General features: G+C 73.7%; 12 protein-coding genes and 2 pseudogenes. 7 read left to right on the top strand and 7 right to left on the bottom strand.

The genetic code is table 11. The features are described from left to right. Positions 1 to 60 precede the first annotated feature (60 nt). On the bottom strand, positions 61 to 600 hold the full coding sequence (locus tag MCAG_RS11585) for a sensor domain-containing protein (protein WP_007073157.1): 540 nt from the start codon (positions 598 to 600) through the stop codon (positions 61 to 63). A 417-nt stretch (positions 601 to 1,017) separates the two neighbouring features. Here MCAG_RS11585 and MCAG_RS11580 point away from each other — a divergent pair, with 417 nt between their 5' ends. From MCAG_RS11580 to hemB, 5 genes and pseudogenes are all read left to right on the top strand, one after another. Further along, positions 1,018 to 1,791, top strand: a complete 774-nt coding sequence (locus MCAG_RS11580; protein ID WP_036373138.1) for a redox-sensing transcriptional repressor Rex — start codon at positions 1,018 to 1,020, stop codon at positions 1,789 to 1,791. After that, positions 1,788 to 3,130: pseudogene (locus MCAG_RS11575) on the top strand (glutamyl-tRNA reductase). The gene MCAG_RS11580 and the pseudogene MCAG_RS11575 overlap by 4 nt, the downstream one beginning before the upstream one ends. Then, positions 3,127 to 4,095, top strand: coding sequence for a hydroxymethylbilane synthase (gene hemC / locus MCAG_RS11570; RefSeq protein WP_007073154.1), 969 nt, complete (start codon positions 3,127 to 3,129; stop codon positions 4,093 to 4,095). The pseudogene MCAG_RS11575 and the gene hemC overlap by 4 nt, the downstream one beginning before the upstream one ends. Continuing rightward, a complete protein-coding gene (locus MCAG_RS11565) occupies positions 4,092 to 5,672 on the top strand; it encodes a uroporphyrinogen-III synthase (protein WP_007073153.1) in 1,581 nt (526 codons plus the stop codon). The genes hemC and MCAG_RS11565 overlap by 4 nt, the downstream gene beginning before the upstream one ends. Positions 5,673 to 5,710: 38 nt before the next feature. After that, positions 5,711 to 6,694: a porphobilinogen synthase gene (gene hemB, locus MCAG_RS11560; RefSeq protein ID WP_007073152.1), complete on the top strand. Its 984-nt coding sequence runs from the start codon at positions 5,711 to 5,713 to the stop codon at positions 6,692 to 6,694. Positions 6,695 to 6,798: 104 nt separating this feature from the next. Here hemB and MCAG_RS11555 read toward each other — a convergent pair whose 3' ends face one another. From MCAG_RS11555 to MCAG_RS11545, 3 genes and pseudogenes are all read right to left on the bottom strand, one after another. Beyond that, the gene (locus MCAG_RS11555) at positions 6,799 to 10,074 is read right to left on the bottom strand and encodes a lamin tail domain-containing protein (protein ID WP_007073151.1); all 3,276 of its coding nucleotides are present in this window, start codon (positions 10,072 to 10,074) and stop codon (positions 6,799 to 6,801) included. 139 nt (positions 10,075 to 10,213) lie between these two features. Continuing rightward, positions 10,214 to 11,230, bottom strand: a complete 1,017-nt coding sequence (locus MCAG_RS11550) for a GNAT family N-acetyltransferase (RefSeq protein WP_007073150.1) — start codon at positions 11,228 to 11,230, stop codon at positions 10,214 to 10,216. A 90-nt stretch (positions 11,231 to 11,320) separates the two neighbouring features. After that, positions 11,321 to 12,671: pseudogene (locus MCAG_RS11545) on the bottom strand (lytic transglycosylase domain-containing protein). A gap of 56 nt (positions 12,672 to 12,727) precedes the next feature. Here MCAG_RS11545 and MCAG_RS11540 point away from each other — a divergent pair. Both MCAG_RS11540 and MCAG_RS11535 read left to right on the top strand, forming a co-directional pair. After that, on the top strand, positions 12,728 to 12,943 hold the full coding sequence (locus MCAG_RS11540) for a zinc ribbon domain-containing protein (RefSeq protein WP_007073148.1): 216 nt from the start codon (positions 12,728 to 12,730) through the stop codon (positions 12,941 to 12,943). 168 nt (positions 12,944 to 13,111) lie between these two features. After that, positions 13,112 to 15,967: an adenylate/guanylate cyclase domain-containing protein gene (locus MCAG_RS11535; protein WP_036373135.1), complete on the top strand. Its 2,856-nt coding sequence runs from the start codon at positions 13,112 to 13,114 to the stop codon at positions 15,965 to 15,967. Positions 15,968 to 16,014: 47 nt separating this feature from the next. Here MCAG_RS11535 and MCAG_RS11530 read toward each other — a convergent pair whose 3' ends face one another. The 3 genes from MCAG_RS11530 to MCAG_RS11520 all read right to left on the bottom strand — a co-directional run bounded on the left by MCAG_RS11530 (position 16,015) and on the right by MCAG_RS11520 (position 20,083). Beyond that, positions 16,015 to 16,539 (bottom strand): phospholipase, encoded by a 525-nt coding sequence (locus MCAG_RS11530; protein WP_036373133.1) that lies wholly within the window; start codon positions 16,537 to 16,539, stop codon positions 16,015 to 16,017. A gap of 173 nt (positions 16,540 to 16,712) precedes the next feature. Continuing rightward, complete coding sequence (locus tag MCAG_RS11525) at positions 16,713 to 18,371, bottom strand: glycoside hydrolase family 10 protein (protein ID WP_036373130.1); 1,659 nt, start codon at positions 18,369 to 18,371, stop codon at positions 16,713 to 16,715. 197 nt (positions 18,372 to 18,568) lie between these two features. Then, on the bottom strand, positions 18,569 to 20,083 hold the full coding sequence (locus MCAG_RS11520) for an alpha-N-arabinofuranosidase (protein ID WP_036376895.1): 1,515 nt from the start codon (positions 20,081 to 20,083) through the stop codon (positions 18,569 to 18,571). Positions 20,084 to 20,167: the final 84 nt, after the last annotated feature.

The following is a 20,167-nucleotide window of genomic DNA, read 5'->3' as shown; positions in this document are numbered from 1 at the left end:
GCGCACCCCCGGACCACGAGCGGCAGGGTGATCAGGAAGAAACAGCCCGGGCGGCGGTGTTCAGCCCGATTCCGGGCGGCGGCGGAGTCGCCCAGGCCGAGCAGCTCGCTGAGGGGCTCGAACGTCGGGTGGGTGCGGCAACGTCCAGTCGTAGATCGAGTAGAGGGTGCCGACGAGCGTTCCGGCCCACCAGGTGACGGTCACCACGAAGGTGACGACGGCCACCGCCAGCTTGAGGATGCCGTGGGCCAGGTCGAGCCAGGACTGCACGTCCCGGATCGGCACGAGGATCCGCCGCCACGCGCCGGCCCCCGCCTCGGCCCGGCGGTAGTCGGGGCGGACCCGGAGCTGGCGGAGCACGGCGGGCAGCCGCAGCCGCTCCACGTCGGCGAGGCCGCGTGCGGCGTAGAGGGTGCCGGCGAGGACGGGCAGGCCGATCACCGTCACCGCCAGCCCCACGCCCAGCGCCAGCCCCACCACCAGGACGACGAAGCTGGCCACCGCGAGGGGCAGGCCGAGCAGCACGTACCCGGAGTCGCGTAGGAGCTGACGGGGGAGGCTGGGCGGTGGGGCGGCCGGTTCGGCCCCGGTGACGGTCATGGTTCGAGGCTAGGGACGCCGGCCCGGTCGTCCCATCCCGCCGCCTGTCCTGTTTCCGGTGGTGCCAGCCCTACCGCGCGGCGGGGCGCAGTGGGGGCGCGTCGTGGAAACCGGCGGCGTTCCCGTTGGGCGGGCGCGCCGGTGGCGGGCGCGCGTTCGCGCGATTGGTGAAGGAAGTCGGGAATGAGCAATAATCGGCGCGGGCCGCGCGGAGCGCCGGATCGATCTTGGAGGGCGGAGGGGCAGGTGGGGGCGGGTCGCGGATCTTCAAGATCGCGATTTGTGCGTGTCTTCACAAGCGCCTACTCTGTAGTTCCGACGCGTCCTGCTAGCACAGCCGGCAATCTCGGTCGCCAGCGGGAGTCCCGATACGACCGGCCGCTGGAGCCGGCCGAGGATCGCACCGCACGGAGTCTCATGAGTCAGCAGCACCGTCACCCTGGCGCGTCCGGTCGCACCGGTGCCGTACCGGCGCTCCCGGACCTGCCCGAGGCGACCGTCGCGCGGCTTCCCGAGTACCTTCGCGCCCTGCACAACCTCGCCGAGTCCGGCAACGAGACCGTCTCCAGCGAGGGCCTGGCCAGCGCCGCCGGGGTCAACTCCGCCAAACTCCGCAAGGACCTGTCCCACCTCGGCTCCTACGGCACCCGGGGGGTCGGTTACGACGTCGCCCTGCTGGTCGAGCAGATCGAGTTCGTGCTCGGGCTCACCCAGCGGCGGGCCGTCGCCCTGGTCGGAGTGGGTAATCTCGGTCACGCCCTCGCCGGCTACGACGGCTTCGCCAGCCGAGGCTTCCGCATCGCCGCGCTGCTGGACGCCGACCCGGGACGGGTCGGCGAGGAGATCAACGGCCTGGTCGTACAGCACGTTGACGAACTGCCCCGCGTCGCCGCCGAGGAGTCGATCGCGATCGGCGTGATCGCCACCCCGGCCCGCGCCGCCCAGGCGGTCGCCGACCAACTGGTCGCCGTCGGCGTGACGAGCATCCTCAACTTCGCGCCGTGCGTACTCTCGGTCCCGGAGGGGGTCGACGTGCGCAAGGTCGACCTCGCCATCGAGTTGCAGATCCTGTCCTTCCACGAGCACCGCAAGGCGTCGCTGACCGCGCTGCCCGCCGCTGGCGGGACCGCCCTCACGGCCCTGCCCGGCGGGCTCGCGGCCACCGACCCCCAGGAGGCGATCGGCACGTGAAACTGCTCGTCGTCGGCGCGTCCTACCGCACCGCCCCCGTCGCCACCCTGGAGCAGCTGGCGGTCGGCCCGGCCGACCTCACCCGGACCCTGGACCACCTGCTCGCCCAGCCGTACGTGAGCGAGGCGGTGCTGGTCTCCACCTGCAACCGGGTGGAGGTCTACGCCGTCGTGTCCGGTTTCCACGGCGGCCTGGGCGACATCTGCGCCGTCCTCGCCGAGCGGGCCGGTGCCCCGCCCGCGAGCCTGGCCAACCACCTCTACGTCCACTACGACGCCGCCGCCGTCGACCACGTCTTCCGGGTCGCCGCCGGGCTGGACTCGATGGTCGTCGGCGAGGCGCAGATCCTCGGCCAGCTACGCGACGCGTACCACTGGGCCAGCGGGGCCGACTCCGCCGGCCGGCTGCTGCATGAGCTGATGCAGCAGGCGCTGCGGGTGGGCAAGCGGGCGCACGCCGAGACCGGGATCGACCGGGCCGGCCAGAGCGTCGTCAGCGCCGCGCTCGACCTGGCCGCCGGGTACCTCGACGGCGCGCTCGCCGGCCGCCCCGCCCTCGTGGTCGGGGCCGGCGCGATGGGCGCGCTGGGCGTGGCGACGCTCTCCCGGCTCGGCGCGGGGCCGCTCACCGTGACCAACCGGGGGGCCGACCGGGCCGTCCGGCTGGCCGAGTCGTACGGGGCCAGCGCCGCGCCCATGGCCGGGCTGACCGACGTGCTCTCCACAGTGGACATCGTAGTGGCCGCCACCGCCGCCACCGAACCGGTCCTCACCCGCGAGGTGGTCACCCGGGCGCTCGCCGGCCGCAACCCCGACCGGGGCCCGCTCGTGCTGCTCGACCTCGCCGTTCCCCGCGACGTCGAGGCCGGCGTGGCCGGGCTGCCCGGCGTCGAGGTGATCGTCTTCTCCGGATGGCGACGACCCTGGCCGGCGGCCCCGCCCCCGCCCAATCCGCCGCCGTCGAACGGATCGTCGCCGCCGAGGTCGAGTCCTTCCTCACCTGGCTGCGCGGCGCCGACGTGGCCCCGACCGTGGCCGCCCTGCGCGGCCGGGCCGAGGACGTGGTCACCGCCGAGCTGCGCCGGCTGGGCCAGCGCCGCCCCGACCTCAGCGACGACCAGCGCGCCGAGGTGGCCCGGACGGTGCACCGGGTGGTGCAGCGGCTGCTGCACCAGCCCACCGTGCGGGTCCGCCAACTCGCGGCCGAGCCCGGCGGCGACCAGTACGCCGCGCTGCTGCGCGAGCTGTTCGACCTCCAGGTCCCGCAGACCTCGCCCGTCGACACCGTTCCCGACGTGGTCGAAACCGACCCCACCCCGTACCCCGGAGGCGAGAGATGACCGCCCCCCTGCGCCTCGGCACCCGGGGCAGCGCGCTGGCGATAGCCCAGTCCGGCCAGGTCGCCGCGGCGCTCACCGCGGCGACCGGCCGCGAGGTCGAACTCGTCGAGGTGGTCACCGCCGGCGACCGCTCGTCCGCCCCCGTGCACCGGCTCGGCGTCGGTGTCTTCGTCTCCGCCCTGCGCGATGCCCTGGTCGCCCGCACCATCGACCTCGCGGTGCACTCCTACAAGGATCTGCCCACCGCGGCGGCTTCCGGGCTGCACATCGCGGCGGTGCCGCCCCGCCAGGACCCGCGCGACGCGCTGGTCGCCAAGGGCGGGCGCACCCTCGCCGAGCTGCCGCCCGGCGCCGTGGTCGGTACGGGCGCGCTGCGCCGCATCGCCCAGCTACACGCGCTCGGGCTTCAGCTGGAGGTCACCCCGATCCGCGGCAACGTGGACACCCGCCTGGCGCGGGTCCTCGGCCCGGACGCCGACCTCGACGCGGTCGTCCTGGCCCGGGCCGGGCTGGCCCGGCTCGGCCGGACCGACGTGATCACCGAGACGCTCGACCCGATGCTCATGCTGCCCGCGCCCGCCCAGGGCGCGCTGGCCGTGGAGTGCCGGGCCGACGACCCCGACCTGGTCGAGCTGCTCGCGGTGCTCGACCACGCACCGTCCCGGGCCGCGGTCACCGCGGAACGGGCGCTGCTGGCCACCCTGGAGGCCGGGTGCAGCGCACCCGTCGCCGCCTATGCGGAACTCGCCGAAGGTGACGTCGGCGATGAGATCTACCTGCGCGGGGCGGTGATCAGCTCGGACGGCACGCGAGACCTCCGGCTGTCCCGCACCGGAACGCCCGCCGACGCGGCGGAGATCGGCAAGGCACTCGCCGCCGAACTCCTCGAACTCGGCGCCGACTCGATCCTCGGCCACGAAGGAAACGCCGGTCCGGGGACCCAGCAATTTGGGAGCACAGAATGACCCGCACCCGTAAGCCCGTAGGCCGCATCGCGTTCGTCGGGGCCGGCCCCGGCGACCCGGGCCTGCTGACCCGCCGGGCGCACGACGCCCTGGTCGACGCCGACCAGGTGGTGTACGACCGGGGTGTCCCCGAGTCGCTGCTCGACGCCGTCCGTGCCCAGGCCAAGTCCGACGCCCAGTTCTCCCCGGCCGAGGGCGTGCCCGGTGACGTGGCGAAGGTGCTGATCTCGGCCGCGAGGTCCGGCCTGAACGCGGTCCACCTGGTCGCCGGTGATCCGTTCGGCCACGACTCGGTGGTCAAGGAGGTGCAGGCCGTCGCCCGGACCGCCGCGCACTTCGAGGTGGTGCCGGGTGTCGGGCAGGCCGAGGGCGTCGCCACGTACGCGGGCGTGCCGCTGCCGGGTGTGCGCACCGCCGCCGACGTCGAGGACGTCACCACGCTGGACTTCGACGCCCTCGCCGCCGCCGTCGGCCGGGGCTCGCTGGCGCTCGCCGTGGACGCCGGTGACCTGGCCGCGATCCGCGACGGCCTGCTCGCCGCCGGGGTCGACGGCACCACCGGCGTCGGGGTGACCGGCGACGGAACCGGGGAGACCCAGTACACGACCACGTCGACCGTGGACTCGTTCGTCGCGGCGGCGCTCGGCTTCACCGGCCGGGTCGTGCTCACCATCGGCGAGGGCGTGGGCCAGCGCGACAAGATGAGCTGGTGGGAGAACCGCCCGCTGTACGGCTGGAAGGTGCTCGTCCCCCGCACCAAGGAGCAGGCCGGCGCGATGAGCGCGCGGCTGCGCGCGTACGGGGCGATCCCGTGCGAGGTGCCGACCATCGCGGTCGAGCCGCCGCGTACCCCCGCCCAGATGGAGCGGGCGGTCAAGGGCCTGGTCGACGGCCGGTACGCCTGGGTGGTCTTCACCTCGGTCAACGCCGTCCGCGCGGTCTGGGAGAAGTTCGCCGAGCACGGCCTGGACGCCCGGCACTTCGGCGGCGTCAAGATCGCCTGTATCGGCGAGGCCACCGCGGACGCCGTCCGCGCGTTCGGCATCCAGCCGGAGCTGGTCCCCGCCGGGGAGCAGTCCTCCGAGGGGCTGCTCGCCGAGTTCTCGCCGCACGACGAGATCCTCGACCCGGTGGGCCGGGTGCTGCTGCCGCGCGCCGACATCGCCACCGAGACCCTCGCGGCCGGGCTCACCGAGCGCGGCTGGGAGGTCGACGACGTGACCGCGTACCGCACGGTCCGGGCCGCCCCGCCGCCCGCCGAGATCCGGGACGCGATCAAGTCGGGCGGGTTCGACGCGGTGCTGTTCACCTCGTCCTCCACGGTGCGGAACCTCGTCGGCATCGCCGGAAAGCCGCACGCGCGTACCGTTGTCGCCGTAATCGGGCCCAAGACGGCGGAGACCGCGACGGAGTTCGGTCTGCGGGTCGACGTCCAGCCTCAGCACGCCTCGGTGCCCGACCTTGTGGAGGCGCTCGCCGCCTACGCCGTCGAGCTGCGCGAGAAGCTTGCCGCCATGCCGGCCAAGCAGCGCCGGGGCTCGAAGGTGCAGGGGCCGACCGCCCTGCGGTTCCGCTAGTCGTACCGAACACACCAGGTCGTACAGGGAGGCCCCTCATGCCGTACCCCGAGATCCGGCCCCGCCGGCTGCGTCGCAACGCGGCCGTGCGGCGGCTCGTCTCCGAGACCCGCGTCGACCCGGCCGAGCTGGTCGTGCCGATGTTCGTCAAGGAGGGGCTGACCGAGCCGCGGCAGATCGCGTCGCTCCCGGGGGTGCTCCAGCACTCCCGGGACTCGCTGCGCAAGGCCGCCGCCGAGGCGGTCCGGGCCGGCGTGGGCGGGATCATGCTCTTCGGGGTGCCCGAGCGGCGCGACCCGACCGGCTCCGGCGGGATCGACCCGGGCGGCATCCTCAACCTCGCCATCGCCGACGTGGTCGCCGAGGTCGGCGACGCCACGGTGGTGATGAGCGACCTGTGCCTGGACGAGTTCACCTCGCACGGGCACTGCGGCCTGCTCACCCCCGACGGCGAGGTGGACAACGACGCCACCCTCGCCGCGTACGCGGAGATGGCGGTGGCCCAGGCCGCCGCCGGGGTCGGGATGGTCGGCCCGTCCGGGATGATGGACGGCCAGGTGGGCGTGGTCCGCCGGGCCCTGGACGCCGCCGGCCACACCGACGTGGCGGTGCTCGCGTACGCGGTGAAGTACGCCTCCGCCTTCTACGGCCCGTTCCGCGACGCGGTGGAGTCGTGCCTCGACGGGGACCGGCGCACCTACCAGCAGGACCCGGCGAACCTGCGGGAGTCGCTGCGCGAGGTCGCCCTGGACGTCGCCGAGGGCGCGGACCTGGTGATGGTCAAGCCGGCCCTGCCCTACCTCGACGTGGTGGCGGCGGTCCGGGCCGCGGTCGACGTCCCGGTCGCCGCCTACCAGGTCTCCGGCGAGTACGCGATGGTCGAGGCCGCCGCCGCGAACGGCTGGATCGACCGGGAGCGGGTGATGCTGGAGACGCTGACCTCGATCCGGCGCGCCGGGGCGCAGATCATCCTCACCTACTGGGCCGTCGAGGCCGCCCGCCTGCTCCGCCAGCGTTACTGAAGGCGCCTGCCACCACCGCCCGCGCGCCGGCCACTCCCGTACGGCCGACGGCCCGTCACCCGGCCAGGAGCCGGGTGACGGGCCGCGGGGGAGACGCCGGAGGATCAGTCGTCGTTCGCGATGGTGCCGGTCGCGAGCGGATCGGCCAGGTGCACGCCCGGAACCCCGGCCACCAGCAGGTTCACCTTCTCGTCGGCCTCCCGCTTGCGGTCACCCCGCACCGTGACCGCGAAGGCCAGCGAGGTCTGCCCGGCCGGGAGGCGCTTGCAGCCGACGTACGGGTCGTAGTCCGACCCGGCCTGCGCCGTGGTGCCGTACGTGGCGGCGCAGATCAGGGCGGGCTGGGACAGCGGCCGGGACACGGTGACGGTGAAGGTGAGCGGGCGGGTGCCCTTGTCCCCCTCGGCCACCGTCGCGTCGGCGACGCTCAGCGACGCGCGGGACCGGAACCGGGCCACCTGCGGGTCGTGGTCGCTGGAACCGCGCGACCCGTCCCCGGTGAACTCCGCCGGCCAGTCGGCGTTGACGTGCGCCGCCCGCACCTGGACCAGTTCGTCGCGCAGCGCGTCGTTGACGAACAGGTGGTCCAGCGTCTGCGCCTGCCCCTGGAAGCTGTACGAGTACGCCGACGACGGCACGTCGGCGACCAGGTCGTCCCAGAGGCTGTGCAGGCCCGCGTCGTACAGCGCGGCGAGCTGGTCCGACGGGGTCGGGTCGGCCCCGGTGGCGATCGGATCGTCGGGGCGGGGGAAGACGTTCAGGTCCCCGCCGTACACCACCCGGGAGTTCCGGTCCGCGTTGTGGATCGCGGTGACCAGCGCGGCCCCGTACCGCGCCTGCTCGGTGCGCTGCCCGACCCGGCTGTCCGGCCCGGACGAGAAGTGGTTGCTCAGCGCCCACAGGTGGTATCCCTCGGACCCGCCCGGGGTCGCCCTGACCCAGAACCTGCCGAGCTGCGGGGCGCGGGTGTAGACGTTGTTGCCGTCCTTGCCGGTGGAGGTGTCGGTGTCGGCCGGCAGCACCGCGTTGAGCGCCTTCGGGTTCTGCACGTCCGCGTTGGACGGCAGCCCCTCCGACCGGTACGGCACCACCGGTGCGGAGCCGAGCAGCGGGTCGGTGGCAGTCGCCTCGGCCAGCGACAGCCGGTCGGTGCGGTACAGGAACCCGGCGGTGATGCCCCGGGCGTCCGCGCCGGTCCGGTCGTACGCGGCGGCGTACGCCGGCCCGCCGGCGGCGGCGACGGCCAGGGTCAGCTCCTGAAGGGTGTCCGGCGCGCCGTCGGCGTCGTTCGTCTCGCCGCAGACCAGCGCGCCCCCGGAGACGGAGCAGATGTCCTGGTCCTCGGCCTCCTGCACCAGGATCAGGTCCGGCGCGTGCAGGTCGGTGCGGATCTGGTCGGCGAGCGAGGTCAGGTGCTCCCGGTAGTCGGCCTCGCTGGCCGGCACGTAGTCGAACGGCGGGCTGACCCCGGTGCACCCGGCGTTGCCGGTGAAGTCGCAGCCGTCGAACGGGTCGTCCCGGTGGTCGTACAGGTTCTCCACGTTGTAGGTCGCGACCGCGATCTCCCGCGACCGGTCGGCCGGCTGCGGCGGGTTGTTCCGCGACGGGTCGGCCCCGGTGGCGAAGGCGGCCCGCTCGACCTGGACGCCGTACTTCTCGAAGGAGTAGTAGAGCGCGCCGTACGCGTCCTCGGTGAGGGTGTCGAAGGTCCGCGCCGGCGGCAGCAGGGCGGTGCTGTCCCCGGCGGTGGCCTTGACGCCCATGGTGCCCAGCATGATCCGCTGACCGTTGCCGTCGTCGAAGCGGCGGGTCGGGTCGTTGTCCAGCGGGTGCGCGTCCCGGAAGACCCGGCGGGCGTACACGTCGGAGCGGCCCAGCAGCGGGTCGTCCCGGTCGACCACCCAGACCTCGGAGTCTGCGGTGGACGAGAACACGTCCCGGCCGCTCACCGCGCCGCTGCCGGCCCGGACCTTCAGCCGGGCGCCCTCGTGCCGCTCCCAGAACCGCTCGGCGGTGGCCAGGTCTGCCGGGGGCACAGCGTCGTCGACGGCGACGACGGCGTTCACGTCGAGCCCGGAGGCGAGCTTGCGGACCAGCGAGGCCCCGGAGAGCTGGGTGAGGTTGTAGTACTCGGACACCCGGGCCCGCAGCACCACCTCGTCGCCCACCGTCGGCACGTAGCCGCCGATCAGCGACGTGAACGAGCCCATGAAGACGAAGATGCCATCCGAGGACCCCGGATCGCCGTCGGTGGCGTCGGCGCGGCTCTGTAGGAAGAAACCGCGCTGGTCGGCGCCGGCCGAGGTCCGGGCCAGGGTGAGCTGGGTGATCACGCCCCGCACGTCGTACAGGGTGCTGCTGGTGCCGTTGCCCGAGGCCGGCGCGAGCGGCGACCGGTCGGCCGGGCCGGACTCGGCGTCGGTGGTCGGGCCCTGCACCTCGCCGACGGTCAGCTCCCGGGTCACCGTCACGGCCAGCGCGCAGGTGGCGGTGGTGCCGTCCGCGTCGGTCGCGGTCAGGGTCACCGTGTACCCCCCGGCGGCAAGGTCGGCGCTGGTGGCGACCGTGGCGCGGGCCGTGCCGCCGACGGCGTCGGCCGGGGTGAACCCGGTCCGGCTGATCGTGCCGGTGGCCGGGTTCGGGTTGACCGAGGTGACCGCCAGGTCGACGACCCTGTCGTCCGGGTCGGTGGCGGTGACCTCGCGGCTGGCGGCGGTGCCGGCGGCCGTGGTCAGCGCGCCCCCGCAGGTGACGGTGGCGGGCTGGTCGACCGGGCCGCCGCCGTCGACGGTGTGGGTGCCGAGTCCGTCGAAGGTGTCGGTGGCGAAGCCGGCCCACTGGGCAGCCGGGTCGAAGGCGCCCGACGGGTCGGTGTCGCCGGAGGTGACCGTGGGCAGCCGGCGCAGCGTGTTGTCGGCGGTGCTGGTGACGCCGGTGCCCCACTCGGTGCCCGGATCGACGCCGACCTGGCCGATCGAGTCGAGGACGACGTCGCCCCGGCGCAGCACGATCGCGTCGTCGCCGTTGAACAGGCTGGCACCGGTCGTCTGGTCGGCCTGCGCGAGGACCGCCGGCGCGGCCGAGGCGGCGGCGAACACGAACGTGTCGCCCGCGGCCACGGTCCCGGTGAGCGCCAGGGTGGTGGCCGTGGTGTTGCCGTTGAAGTAGAGCTGGAGCTGGTACCCGCCGGCGGTGAGGTCGACGGGGGCACCGGTGCCGTTGTACAGCTCGATCGCCTTGTTGTTCGACGAACCTTCGACGTACTCCGAGATGAACAGGTCGGTGGGCGCGGCGCTGGCCGCGGTGGGTGCGACGCCGATGACCGGAATGGTGACGGCTACGGCGGTCGCGAGCGCGGCATATCTGCGGCGCGGGCGCATGGGGCCTCCACGATGGGTGGACGTGAACGAACGCACGTTAGGCGGCGGCGCTGTCCGCCGTCCATCCCCCGCGGGGCGCTTTGGTGAATAGCCGACTCAAGAAATGGAGAACCGGGCCAACGGCTCTGGTGAACAGGGCTCAGCGGGGGGCGTCGAGCCGGTGCACCAGTTGGGCCACGTCCACGCTGTACTCGCACCACTCCCGGTCCGGGCGGTACCCCAGCTCGGCGTTGACCTTCAACATCGCCTCGTTTGCCTGGGCGTTCCAGGTCTGCACCTCGGTCAGCTCCGGCTCGGCCGAGCGCAGCTCCAGCAGCATCCGGGCCTTGATCGCCCGGTCGATGCCGTAGCCCCGGTGCTCCTGCACCACGATCGTGTCGTACTGATCGGCGCGGGTCGGGTGCTGCGCCGGCACCACCACCTCGGTCAGCCCGGCGACCTCGCCGGTCCGTTCGTTCGTGGCGAGCACGATGTAGGGCTTCATGCCCCGGCGGTGCAGCGTGTCCAGGCTGTCGCGTAGCCGCTGCGGGTCGTACGAGCTGGGACGAAGCTCGCCGTCGTCCACGTCGCGCACTTCGGCCTTGGCCCGCGCGTACGCCTCGATCAGATCGTCCGGGGGACCGCCCGGGCAGAACTGGACCTGGTATCCCACGCCGACGCCGGCGGCCATGTCGGCCAGCGCCGACCAGTCCACCGCGGACAGGTCGAGCACGCTGCGGGTCTCCACGTACTCCCGGGAGAAGCCCAGCGCCTGGTAGAACGCCACGGACGGGGTGTCGCCGACGACCTCGACCCCGATCGACTGGAAGCCCTCCTGGTAGACCCGGCGGGCCGCCAGGCGGACCAGGTCCCGGCCCAGGCCGGCGCGGCGCACCGACGGATGCACCAGCACCTCCAGCACCCCGATGTCGCCGAGCAGCAGCACGTGGACGTGGCCGAGGATCGGGCCGGACCCGCCCCCGGTGGCCGGGTCGGCCTGGGCCACCCAGGAGATCCGCCGCTCGCCGGGCATCACCTCGGAGAGGTATTCCCGCAGGAAGTTCTCCCGCCAGGGCGGGTCCTGCGGGAGGTCGGCCACCAGCACCGCGTTCAGCATGTCCACCAGCGACGCTATCTCGGCGGACGACGCGGTCCGGGGGTCCCACTCGCGCACCATCACTCGTCTAGCTTGCCGCTTACGGCAGCTTGACGGAAGTGTCCAGTTCTCCGATGGGCCCGGATTCTCCGATATGCCCGGACGATCACCTCACGTGCGGCTGGCCAGCCCATACGCGTTGGCCTTGTCGAAGACGGCCTGGGCGTACCGGCGCACGTCGTTGTACGACAGGATGGCCCCCCACCAGTCGCCCGGAACGGTCATGTTCCGGCCGCCCTTGCAGAGGTAGTTGCCGGCGGCCAGGGCCGCGTCGTCCAGGTCGTGCGGATCCCTACGGCCGTCGTTGTCGGCGTCCGCGCCGATCTCCTGCCAGGTGGTCGGGATGAACTGCATCGGCCCGATCGCCCGGTCGTAGACGGTGTCCTTGTCGTACTGCCCCCGGTCGGTGTCGGTGATCCGCTGCCGGCCGCCGTTGCCGTCGAGCGGATCACCGATGATCTCCGGGAGGGCCCGCCCGTCCTGGCCGAGGGCGGCGCCGTTGGCCTGGCCGTGGCGCGACTCGACATACCCGATGGCGGCGAGGGTCGTCCAGCTGAGCTGGCAGCTCCGGTTGGTCTGGGCGAGCGCCAACTCGGCATAGCCGTACGCCTGCATGGCCACCGGCGAGATGCCGACTTTCGCCCCGGTCTGCTGGGCCCACGCGGCGAGCGCGTCCGCCGGCCGGCCGGTCGGCGCCGGTACCACCGGGCCCGCGCTCGCGCCGGACGGCAGCGGGGTGACCGACCCGCCGGGCAGCAACCCGCCCTGCGGTGCCGCCGTGCCGGACGCGCCGCCCGTGGCGTCCACCGCCACCGGCCGGGACTCCGGCGCGGACGCCGGCACCAGCAGCGCGCCGGCCGCGACGGTCCCGGCGACCAGGGCGAGCAGGAACAGGCCGGGCAGGGTGAGCCGCCCGCTCGGGCGGCGGGACCAGGCCCGGGTGGCGCGGGCGGTGGCGATCGCGGCCTGCCGGGCCGGAGGCATGCGTACGGCGTGGGCGAACGGCACCCGGCGCCGGCGGGCCAGCCCGGTCGGCTTCCCGACCTCGCCCCCGGCCTTCTCGGCGTCGGCCGGTTCCGGCGCCTCGGCCGCTGCCGTGGAGCCGCCACGACTCGGTGCCACCGTCCACAGGCTCGGGGCTTCTGCGGCTCCGAACTGGGTCGTTTTCCGCCTTCGCCTGCTCGGGTTTCGCCTGCTCGGGTTTCAGCGTCTCCGGCTTCGCCCGCTCGGGTTCCGCCTGCTCCGGCTTCAGCGTTTCCGGCTCGGCCGGAGCCGGTTTCGCCGCCTCGCGATCGGCGGCCAGGCCGGCGGTCGGTGGCGCGGCGTCGGCGGGGGGCTCTCCCCGCAGCCAGGGGCGGCGGGGGCGGGGCAGCCGGACGCGCGGCGGCACGCCGCCCGCGTCCTCGGGCGGTGCGGCTGGTCGTAGGGGTTGAACCGTCGATCTGTCCTCGCCGTCCACCACCCGTCGAGTATCACCCATGTCCCGCCCGGAGTCAGGCCCGGTCGTACCCTTGGGGCATGCCCCGGTACGAGTTCCGCTGCCGCGCGTGCGGCGCCACCTTCGAGGTCAACCGTCCGATGGCGCAAGCCGGCGAGCCGGCGTCCTGCCCGAGCGGGCACGCCGATACCGTCAAGCTGCTGTCCACCGTGGCCGTGACCGGCCGAGGCGGCGGCGGGTCTTCCGCGCCGGCCCCCTCCGGCGGGGGGTGCTGCGGCGGCGGTTGCGGCTGCTGACCCCGCCCCGCGCAACCCGGTCCCACGGGGCCGTACCGGTTCGGGCCCTGCCGGTTCCGGCCCTCGTTGGCACCTTGGGGTGGATTTCGCCCGTCCGTTCTCACGATGCGTGACGGCACGACCATAGGGCAGCATGAACGCGTCGTAACGGGGGCGGAGGTTCGACGCATGTCGCCAGGGATCCACCTCCCGAGCGGATGGGTGACCTTCGTGTTCACCGACATCGAGGGTTCGACGCGCCTGGCCCAGCTGCTCGGCCCGGGGTACCGCCCGGTGCTGCGTGAGCACCGCCGGCTGCTGCGCGACACCCTGGCCGCCACCGACGGCGCGGAGCTGCTGACCGAGGGCGACTCGTTCTTCATCGCGTTCCCCGACGCCGGCGCCGCGCTCACCGCCTGCCTCACCGCGCAGCGCGCGCTCGCGGCGCACGACTGGCCTACGCCGGAGGCCGCGCCCCGGGTGCGGATGGGCCTGCACACCGGCTGGGCGGAGCCCCGCGACGGCGAGTACGCCAGCCACGAGGTGCATCGGGCGGCCCGAGTCGCCGCCGCCGCCCACGGCGGGCAGGTGCTCTGCTCGGCGGCGACCGCCCGGCACGCCTCCCCGCTGCCGGCGGGCGCGTCCCTGCTCGACCTCGGTTTGCACCGGCTGCGCGGCTTCGACGACCGGGAGCGGCTGTTCCAACTGATCGCGCCCGGCCTGGAGCGGCAGTTCCCCCGGCCGCGGACCGCCGACGCGGTGGCGCACAACCTGCCGACCCAGGTCACCTCCTTCGTCGGCCGGGAGGCGGAGCGGGCCGAGTTGAGCCGGCTGACGGCGGTGTACCGGCTGGTGACCGTGCTCGGCGCGGGCGGGGCCGGCAAGACCCGGCTCGCCGTCGAGCTGGCGGCCGGCGTGGTGGAGGAGTATCCAGACGGCGTCTGGTTCGTCGACATCGCCACCGTGACCGATCCGGGGCTGGTCGCCTTCGCGGTCGCCGCCGTGCTCGGGCTGCGTCCGGAGCCCGGCCGTCGGATGGTGGACACCCTCGTCGAGTACGCGGCCGGCCGCCGGATGCTGATCCTGCTGGACACCTGCGACGCCCAGCCGGCCGCCTGCGCCGAGCTGATCTCCCGGCTGCTCGCCGGCGGGGGCGGGATCCGGGTGCTGGCCACCAGTCGCGAGTCCTTCGGCCTGCCCGGCGAGGTGGTGTGGCGGATTCCGCCGCTGTCCGTGAAGCCCCGGCCGGACGGTGGGGAGAGCGACGCGGTGGCGCTGCTGCTGGCCCGTACGGCGGCCGCCCGGGGCGGTCGGGAACCGGCCTCGATCGAGTCGGCCGACCTGCGGCGGGTGGCGCAACGGCTGGACGGGCTGCCGCTCGCCATCGAGCTGGCCGCCGCCCGGCTGCGGGTGCTCTCCGCCGGGCAGCTCGCCGAGCGCCTCGACGACGTGCTCGGGACCCTCGACGCCGGGCGGGACGCTCCGCAGCCGGTCCGGGACGAGCGCGGCTGGACGGGCAACCAGCAGGACACCGTCGACCTGGCGGCGGCCTCCCGGGGCAAAGCCCCGCCCACCCCGGCTACCCGTGCCGTACAGCGTTCGGCCGCCGAGCGGCACCTCACCATGCAGGCCACCGTCACGTGGTCGTACCGGACGCTCGGGCCCCGGGCGGCCCGGCTGCTGCGCTGGCTCGCGGTCTTCGCCGGCCCGGTGGACCTGCCGACGGTGGAGTGGCTGCTCGACGACGACCCGCTCGACCCGCTGTCGGTGCTGGTGGACAAGTCGATGATCCTGGCCGAGCCGCACGCGACGGGAAGCACGTACCGGATGCTCGACCCGATCCGGGCGTACGCGGCCCGGCGGCTTGCCCAGGCCGGCGAGGAACGGGCCGCCCGGGACCGGCACCTGGCCTGGTCGACGCGCGCGTTGCGGCAGGCCCGCCTCGGGCCGGACGGTCGGCCGACGACCCTTTCCCTGTACGCCCTCGACCCGCTCGCCGGCGAGCTGCGCGCCGCGCTGCGCTGGTGCGCGACCGGTGGCAGCGCCCGGGCCGGGCTGCGCCTGGCCGGGGGCCTGGACCAGTGGTGGCGGGAGCGCGGGCTGGCCCGGGAGGGGCGGCTCTGGCTGTTCCGGCTCTACGGCCGAATGGCCGAGACCGGGGAGCACGTCCCGGACGCCGAGCTGGCGGCGGCGTACTACATGCACTCGCTGCACGCCGGCGCGGACGGTGAGTTCGCCGAGGAGCTGCGCTACTTCCAGCAGGCCGAGGCGGCGGCCCGGCGGGCCGGCGACGCCGGCCTGCTGGCCCGGGTGCTGGCCGGGCGGGCCGCCCCGCTGGTCGACATGGGGCAGTTCGCCGAGGCCGAGCGGGCCTGCCGGGAGGTCATCGCCTGGGCACACGAGCGGGATGTGGCGGGGGACGCGCTCCTGGCGGTGCTCAGCCTCGCCGAGCTGCTCTGGCGGCGGGGCGCGCTGGCGGAGGCCGCGGAGCTGCTCGGCGCGGCCCGACCGGTCGAGGCGGTTCGCCCGGCCGACCGGGGGCGTCGGTCGGTGGACATGCTGCTCGGCATGGTGGCGCTGGCCCGGGGTGACCTGGTGGCCGCGCACGAGCACCTGCTGGTCGCGTTGCGGTCGCGGATGAGCCACGGCTTCCATCGCCGGGCCTGTGACACCCTGAACGCCATCGCGGTGCGCTGCGCGGCCGGTGGCGACCCGCTGACCGCAGCCCGGCTCTTCGGCGCGGCCCAGGCGATCCGGGAGAGCCTGCGGTCGACCCCGGGCATCTACGGCGGGTACTGGCTGGAACGGCAGGCCGCGCTGCGCCGGATGATGGGCGACGGGGCCTTCGACGACGCGTACGGCGAGGGGAGCGAGCTGGGGCTGGAGGAGGCGGCGGCCCTGGCGTTGGCGGTGGAGCATCCCGATCTCGGGGTGGACTCGACCCGGTTCGCCGCCACCGGCCTGCCCGCCCCGGTGCACCCCGCCCCCGTGTCCCCTGCTCCCGCGCACCCCACCCCCGTGCGTCCCGCCGAAGGTGGTGGTTAGGAGGGGCCCGCTATGCCGAAGGCGTCGACAAGGCCCCTCCCTGCGCCTCAGCGCTCGGCGGCGGCCTTGATGCGGGCGGCGCGGTCGATGTCGGCCTGCTGGACGGCCGCGAGCGAGCCGAAGATGCTGACCGCCTCGTAGTAGGCCCACGCGAGGCTGTAGCAGGCGGGGCGGACCACCGAGCTGTACGTGGCGCAGACCCGCTTCAGGTCCTCGTAGAAGGCGCTGTCCAGCCGGGACTTGTTGGCCGAGAACTGGCCCATCTCCTTGTAGTTGCGGTAGCCGAAGTCGTGCCGGTGGCAGGAGAGCTTGAAGTTGAACCCGAGCGGGTTGTCCGGGCTGGACGAGCAGTAGTCGGTCGACCAGTCGAAGGCGTACTCGGTCCAGGCGGACTGGTTCTGCCGGGCCGAGTTCCAGGTGTTGTAGCTGCTGGCGCTGGTCTGCGTCCAGCTCGACAGCACGCTGAGCTTCTGGCTGGTGCTGACGTCGGCGGTGGCGGGGGAGGCGACCCACAGCGCGGCGAGCAGGGCGAACGCGCCGGAGGCGAGGAGGGTGGCGAGGCGTCTGGGCACCGGGGACCTCCGCGGGGGTGTGCGGTCGGGTGGTTACCGGCGGGTCACCGGATTCGACAAGTGTCGATCGAATCCCGGGTGGTCGAGTATGTCATAAGCCAACATCTGGTGACATGAGTTGAAACAGACGAATGCCCCGGACGCTGGGTCGCCCGGGGCATTCGTCCGTACCGTCAGCGCACGAAACGCGGTGGACTGACGGGGCTCTCGTTCGACAGTCGGTCCAGCGTCGTCACGTGGTACGTGTACCGCCGGTCGGCCTCCGCGGTGCCGTCCACCCAGGACTGCGTCCCGCCGGGGGCGGCCCGGACGATGCCGACCAGGTGGGACGCGTCGGCGAAGCCGCACGGGTCGACCGGGCCGATGCCGTCGAACCGGTAGATCGCGTACGACCTGGCCCGGCCGAGCGGGCCCACGCCGTCGGCCGGCTGCCGCCAGCTCAGCCGGACGCCGTCGGCCTGCCGCTGCGCGCCGGTGACCACCGGGGGCAGCAGCGGCTTCGCCGGCAGGTGCGGCATTGCCGGCACCAGGGCGGGGCGCGAGTAGTGCTCGGCGGCGTAGAGATCGGTCGCCCCGAGCCGGTTCGCCCGCACCTGGACGGCCGAGAAGTGCACGTTGCCGAGCACCTCCGGGTACGACCGGTTGAGCGTCAGGTGGTCGGACAGCTCGCGCGGGTTCTGCCAGTACGAGCCGTACGCCGGGTCGCCGCTCTTGTAGTCGGCCTGGCCGATGTAGAGCTGCACGCGGGTCCCGCGCACCGTCTCGGCCCACCACGGCACCAGCCGGGCGTAGTCGGCCGCCGGGTACTGGCCGATGTACCAGTACAGCTGCGGCACGATGTAGTCGATCCACTCCTGCTTGACCCACTTGCGGGTGTCGGCGGAGATGATGTCGTACGACTGGCTGCCGGTGGTGTCCGAGCCGAGCGGGTCGACCGAGGCGTTGCGCCAGATGCCGAACGGGCTGACCCCGAACTTCACCCACGGCTTCGCGGCCTTGATTCTGTCGTTCATCTCCCGGATCAGCAGGTTGATGTTGTCCCGCCGCCAGTCTGCCCGGTCGGTGAAGCCCCGGTTGAACTCGGCGAACGTCGCGTCGTCGGGCACCTGGTAGGTGCCGCTCGGGTACGGGTAGAAGTAGTCGTCGAAGTGCACGCCGTCGACGTCGTACCGCGTGACGGCGTCCATCATGGCGGTCTGGACGAACTCGCGCACCGCCGGGATGCCGGGGTTGTAGTAGAGCCGGCTGCCGGCGACGCCGGCCGGTGGGTACGCGAAGGTCCACTCCGGGTGCTGTCGGGCCGGGTGGTCCGGCGCGAGCTGCGCGAGGTCCGCGCCCGCGCCGCCGGGAGCCGGCATGGAGATCCGGTACGGGTTGAACCAGGCGTGGAACTCCAGGTTCCGCTTGTGCGCCTCGTCGACGAGGAAGGCCAGCGGGTCCCAGCCCGGGTCCTGCCCACGCACCCCGGTCAGGTACTCCGACCACGGCTCGTGCGGCGATGGCCAGAGCGCGTCGGCGGTGGGCCGGACCTGCACCACCACCGCGTTGTGGTGCAGCCGCTGCGCCAGGTCGAGCCAGCCCAGGTACTCGGCCCGCTGGGCGGCGATGCGGTCCGGGGCGGTCTGCGACGCCTTGGTCGGCCAGTCGATGTTCACCACCGAGGAGATCCACATGGCCCGGAACTGCCGCTTCGGGGCGGCCGGGTCGGTGGGGCAGGAGGTGACGGTGCCGGTCGCGCCCGGTTGCGCCGTGGCGGCGGCGGGGGAGGCGGCGGCGAGCGCGCCGAGCAGGGCCACGGCCAGTCCGGCGGCGCTGAGCCGAGTTGCCTTCATCCGGTGCGTCCCTTCGCTGGGGCTCGGCGGGGCGGGATGCCTGCTGCGGCAAGAAACGCCGTAGTGAATATACCGTTGGTAGGAAATTTTCACACCGGACGGGGGTGGCGCAAGACCGCCGACCTGATTCCGTGCCGTAAGGAAGGGCCCCCTGTTAACGCCTGAGGTAGAGAAGGGAGCCCTTCTCACCCGGCCCGCTACCCGCCGGTGGGGGCGAAGCGCAGCAGGTTCCAGGAGACCGCCGGCAGGAGCACCGAGCAGCGCCCCCCGTCCGGGGTGGGGATGGGCAGCTCCCGGGGCGTGACCCGGTCGGGCTCGGCCTCGGTGTTGGTGGCGTCCGGGTCGGCCCCGGCGGCGAGGGTCAGGTGGGCCGCCCCGGACAGGCCCGGCAGGCCGCGCAGGTCCAGGTCGAGGGGGAGGTCGGCGGAGCCCCGGTTGACCGCGAGGACGGCCAACTCGCCGGTCTCCTCGTCGTGCAGCGCCACGGTGTCCAGCACCGGGACGTCGCCGTACCGCTTGGTGGCGTACGTCGGGCAGGCCGGCTCGGTGCGCAGCACGGTGCCCCGGGCATGCCGGGCGGTGAGGGCGAACGGGTGGAAGATGCTCTGCCGCCAGGCCGGACCGCCGGTGCGGGTGCGGATCGGGGCGATCACGTTGGCGAGCTGCGCCTGGCAGGCCACCCCGACCCGGTCGGCGTGCCGGAGCAGGGTGATCAGCAGGTCGCCGACGACCACCGCGTCGACGGCGGTGTAGTCGTCCTCGATCAGGGCGGGGGCCTCGACCCAGCCGCGCCGGTCCAGGTCGGCCTGGAGGCGGGACTGGTACCAGACGTTCCACTCGTCGAACGAGATCTTCAGCTTGCGCCGGTGCCGCTGCTTCGCCGCCACGTGGTCGGCCGTCGCCACCACCTCCGCGATGAAGTGGTCCATGTCCACGGCCGAGGCGAGGAGGCTGGCCCGGTCGCCGTCGGACGGGTCGTAGTAGGTGTGCGCGGAGATGTAGTCCACGTGCTCGTAGGTGTGCTCCAGCACGGTCGCCTCCCAGGAGGCGAACGTCGGCATGCCCCGGCCGGAACTGCCGCAGGCGACCAGGCTAACCGAGGGGTCGATCATCTTCATCGCGCGGGCGGTCTCGGCGGCGAGCCGGCCGTACTCGTCGGCGGTCTTGTGCCCGATCTGCCACGGGCCGTCCAGTTCGTTGCCGAGGCACCACAGCTTCACCCCGTACGGCTCCTTCGCGCCGTGCTCCCGGCGCAGGTCCGACAGCCGGGTGCCGCCCGGGTGGTTGGCGTACTCCAGCAGGTCGCACGCCTCCTGCACGCCCCGCGTGCCGAGGTTGACGGCCATCATCGGCTCGACACCGGCCGTCGCCGCCCAGGTCACGAACTCGTCGAGGCCGAACGCGTTGGTCTCGATCGTCTTCCAGGCGAGGTCGAGCCGGCGGGGCCGGTCGGCGACCGGGCCGACGCCGTCCTCCCAGCGGTAGCCGGAGACGAAGTTGCCGCCGGGGTAGCGGACCACGGAGACGCCGAGCTCGCGGGTCAGCTCCAGCACGTCGCCGCGCAGGCCGCGCGGGTCGGCGGTGGGGTGGCCCGGCTCGTAGACCCCGCCGTACACGCAGCGTCCCAGGTGTTCGACGAAGGAGCCGAAGATCCGGCGGTCGACCGGTCCGATCGTGAAGGCCGGGTCAATGGTCAGCTGCGCGGTCACCAAGGAGTCCACCTTTCGTCGTTCCGTTGGTTCTATATCGTTGTACTCAACGTTGTAAAGGGCACGGGCGCCGGTAGGGTGCCGGCA

This window comes from Micromonospora sp. ATCC 39149, from assembly GCF_000158815.1.
Classification (GTDB): domain Bacteria; phylum Actinomycetota; class Actinomycetes; order Mycobacteriales; family Micromonosporaceae; genus Micromonospora.
This window is presented reverse-complemented; position numbering and strand designations above follow the sequence as displayed.

Excerpts from the sequence above, each read along its gene's own strand:
- hemC (WP_007073154.1), top strand. The coding sequence starts at position 3,127 with ATGACCGCCCCCCTGCGCCTCGGCACCCGGGGCAGCGCGCTGGCGATA.
- MCAG_RS11585 (WP_007073157.1), bottom strand. The coding sequence starts at position 600 with ATGACCGTCACCGGGGCCGAACCGGCCGCCCCACCGCCCAGCCTCCCC.
- MCAG_RS11535 (WP_036373135.1), top strand. The coding sequence starts at position 13,112 with ATGTCGCCAGGGATCCACCTCCCGAGCGGATGGGTGACCTTCGTGTTC.
- MCAG_RS11565 (WP_007073153.1), top strand. The coding sequence starts at position 4,092 with ATGACCCGCACCCGTAAGCCCGTAGGCCGCATCGCGTTCGTCGGGGCC.
- MCAG_RS11580 (WP_036373138.1), top strand. The coding sequence starts at position 1,018 with ATGAGTCAGCAGCACCGTCACCCTGGCGCGTCCGGTCGCACCGGTGCC.
- hemB (WP_007073152.1), top strand. The coding sequence starts at position 5,711 with ATGCCGTACCCCGAGATCCGGCCCCGCCGGCTGCGTCGCAACGCGGCC.
- MCAG_RS11540 (WP_007073148.1), top strand. The coding sequence starts at position 12,728 with ATGCCCCGGTACGAGTTCCGCTGCCGCGCGTGCGGCGCCACCTTCGAG.
- MCAG_RS11550 (WP_007073150.1), bottom strand. The coding sequence starts at position 11,230 with ATGGTGCGCGAGTGGGACCCCCGGACCGCGTCGTCCGCCGAGATAGCG.
- MCAG_RS11555 (WP_007073151.1), bottom strand. The coding sequence starts at position 10,074 with ATGCGCCCGCGCCGCAGATATGCCGCGCTCGCGACCGCCGTAGCCGTC.
- MCAG_RS11525 (WP_036373130.1), bottom strand. The coding sequence starts at position 18,371 with ATGAAGGCAACTCGGCTCAGCGCCGCCGGACTGGCCGTGGCCCTGCTC.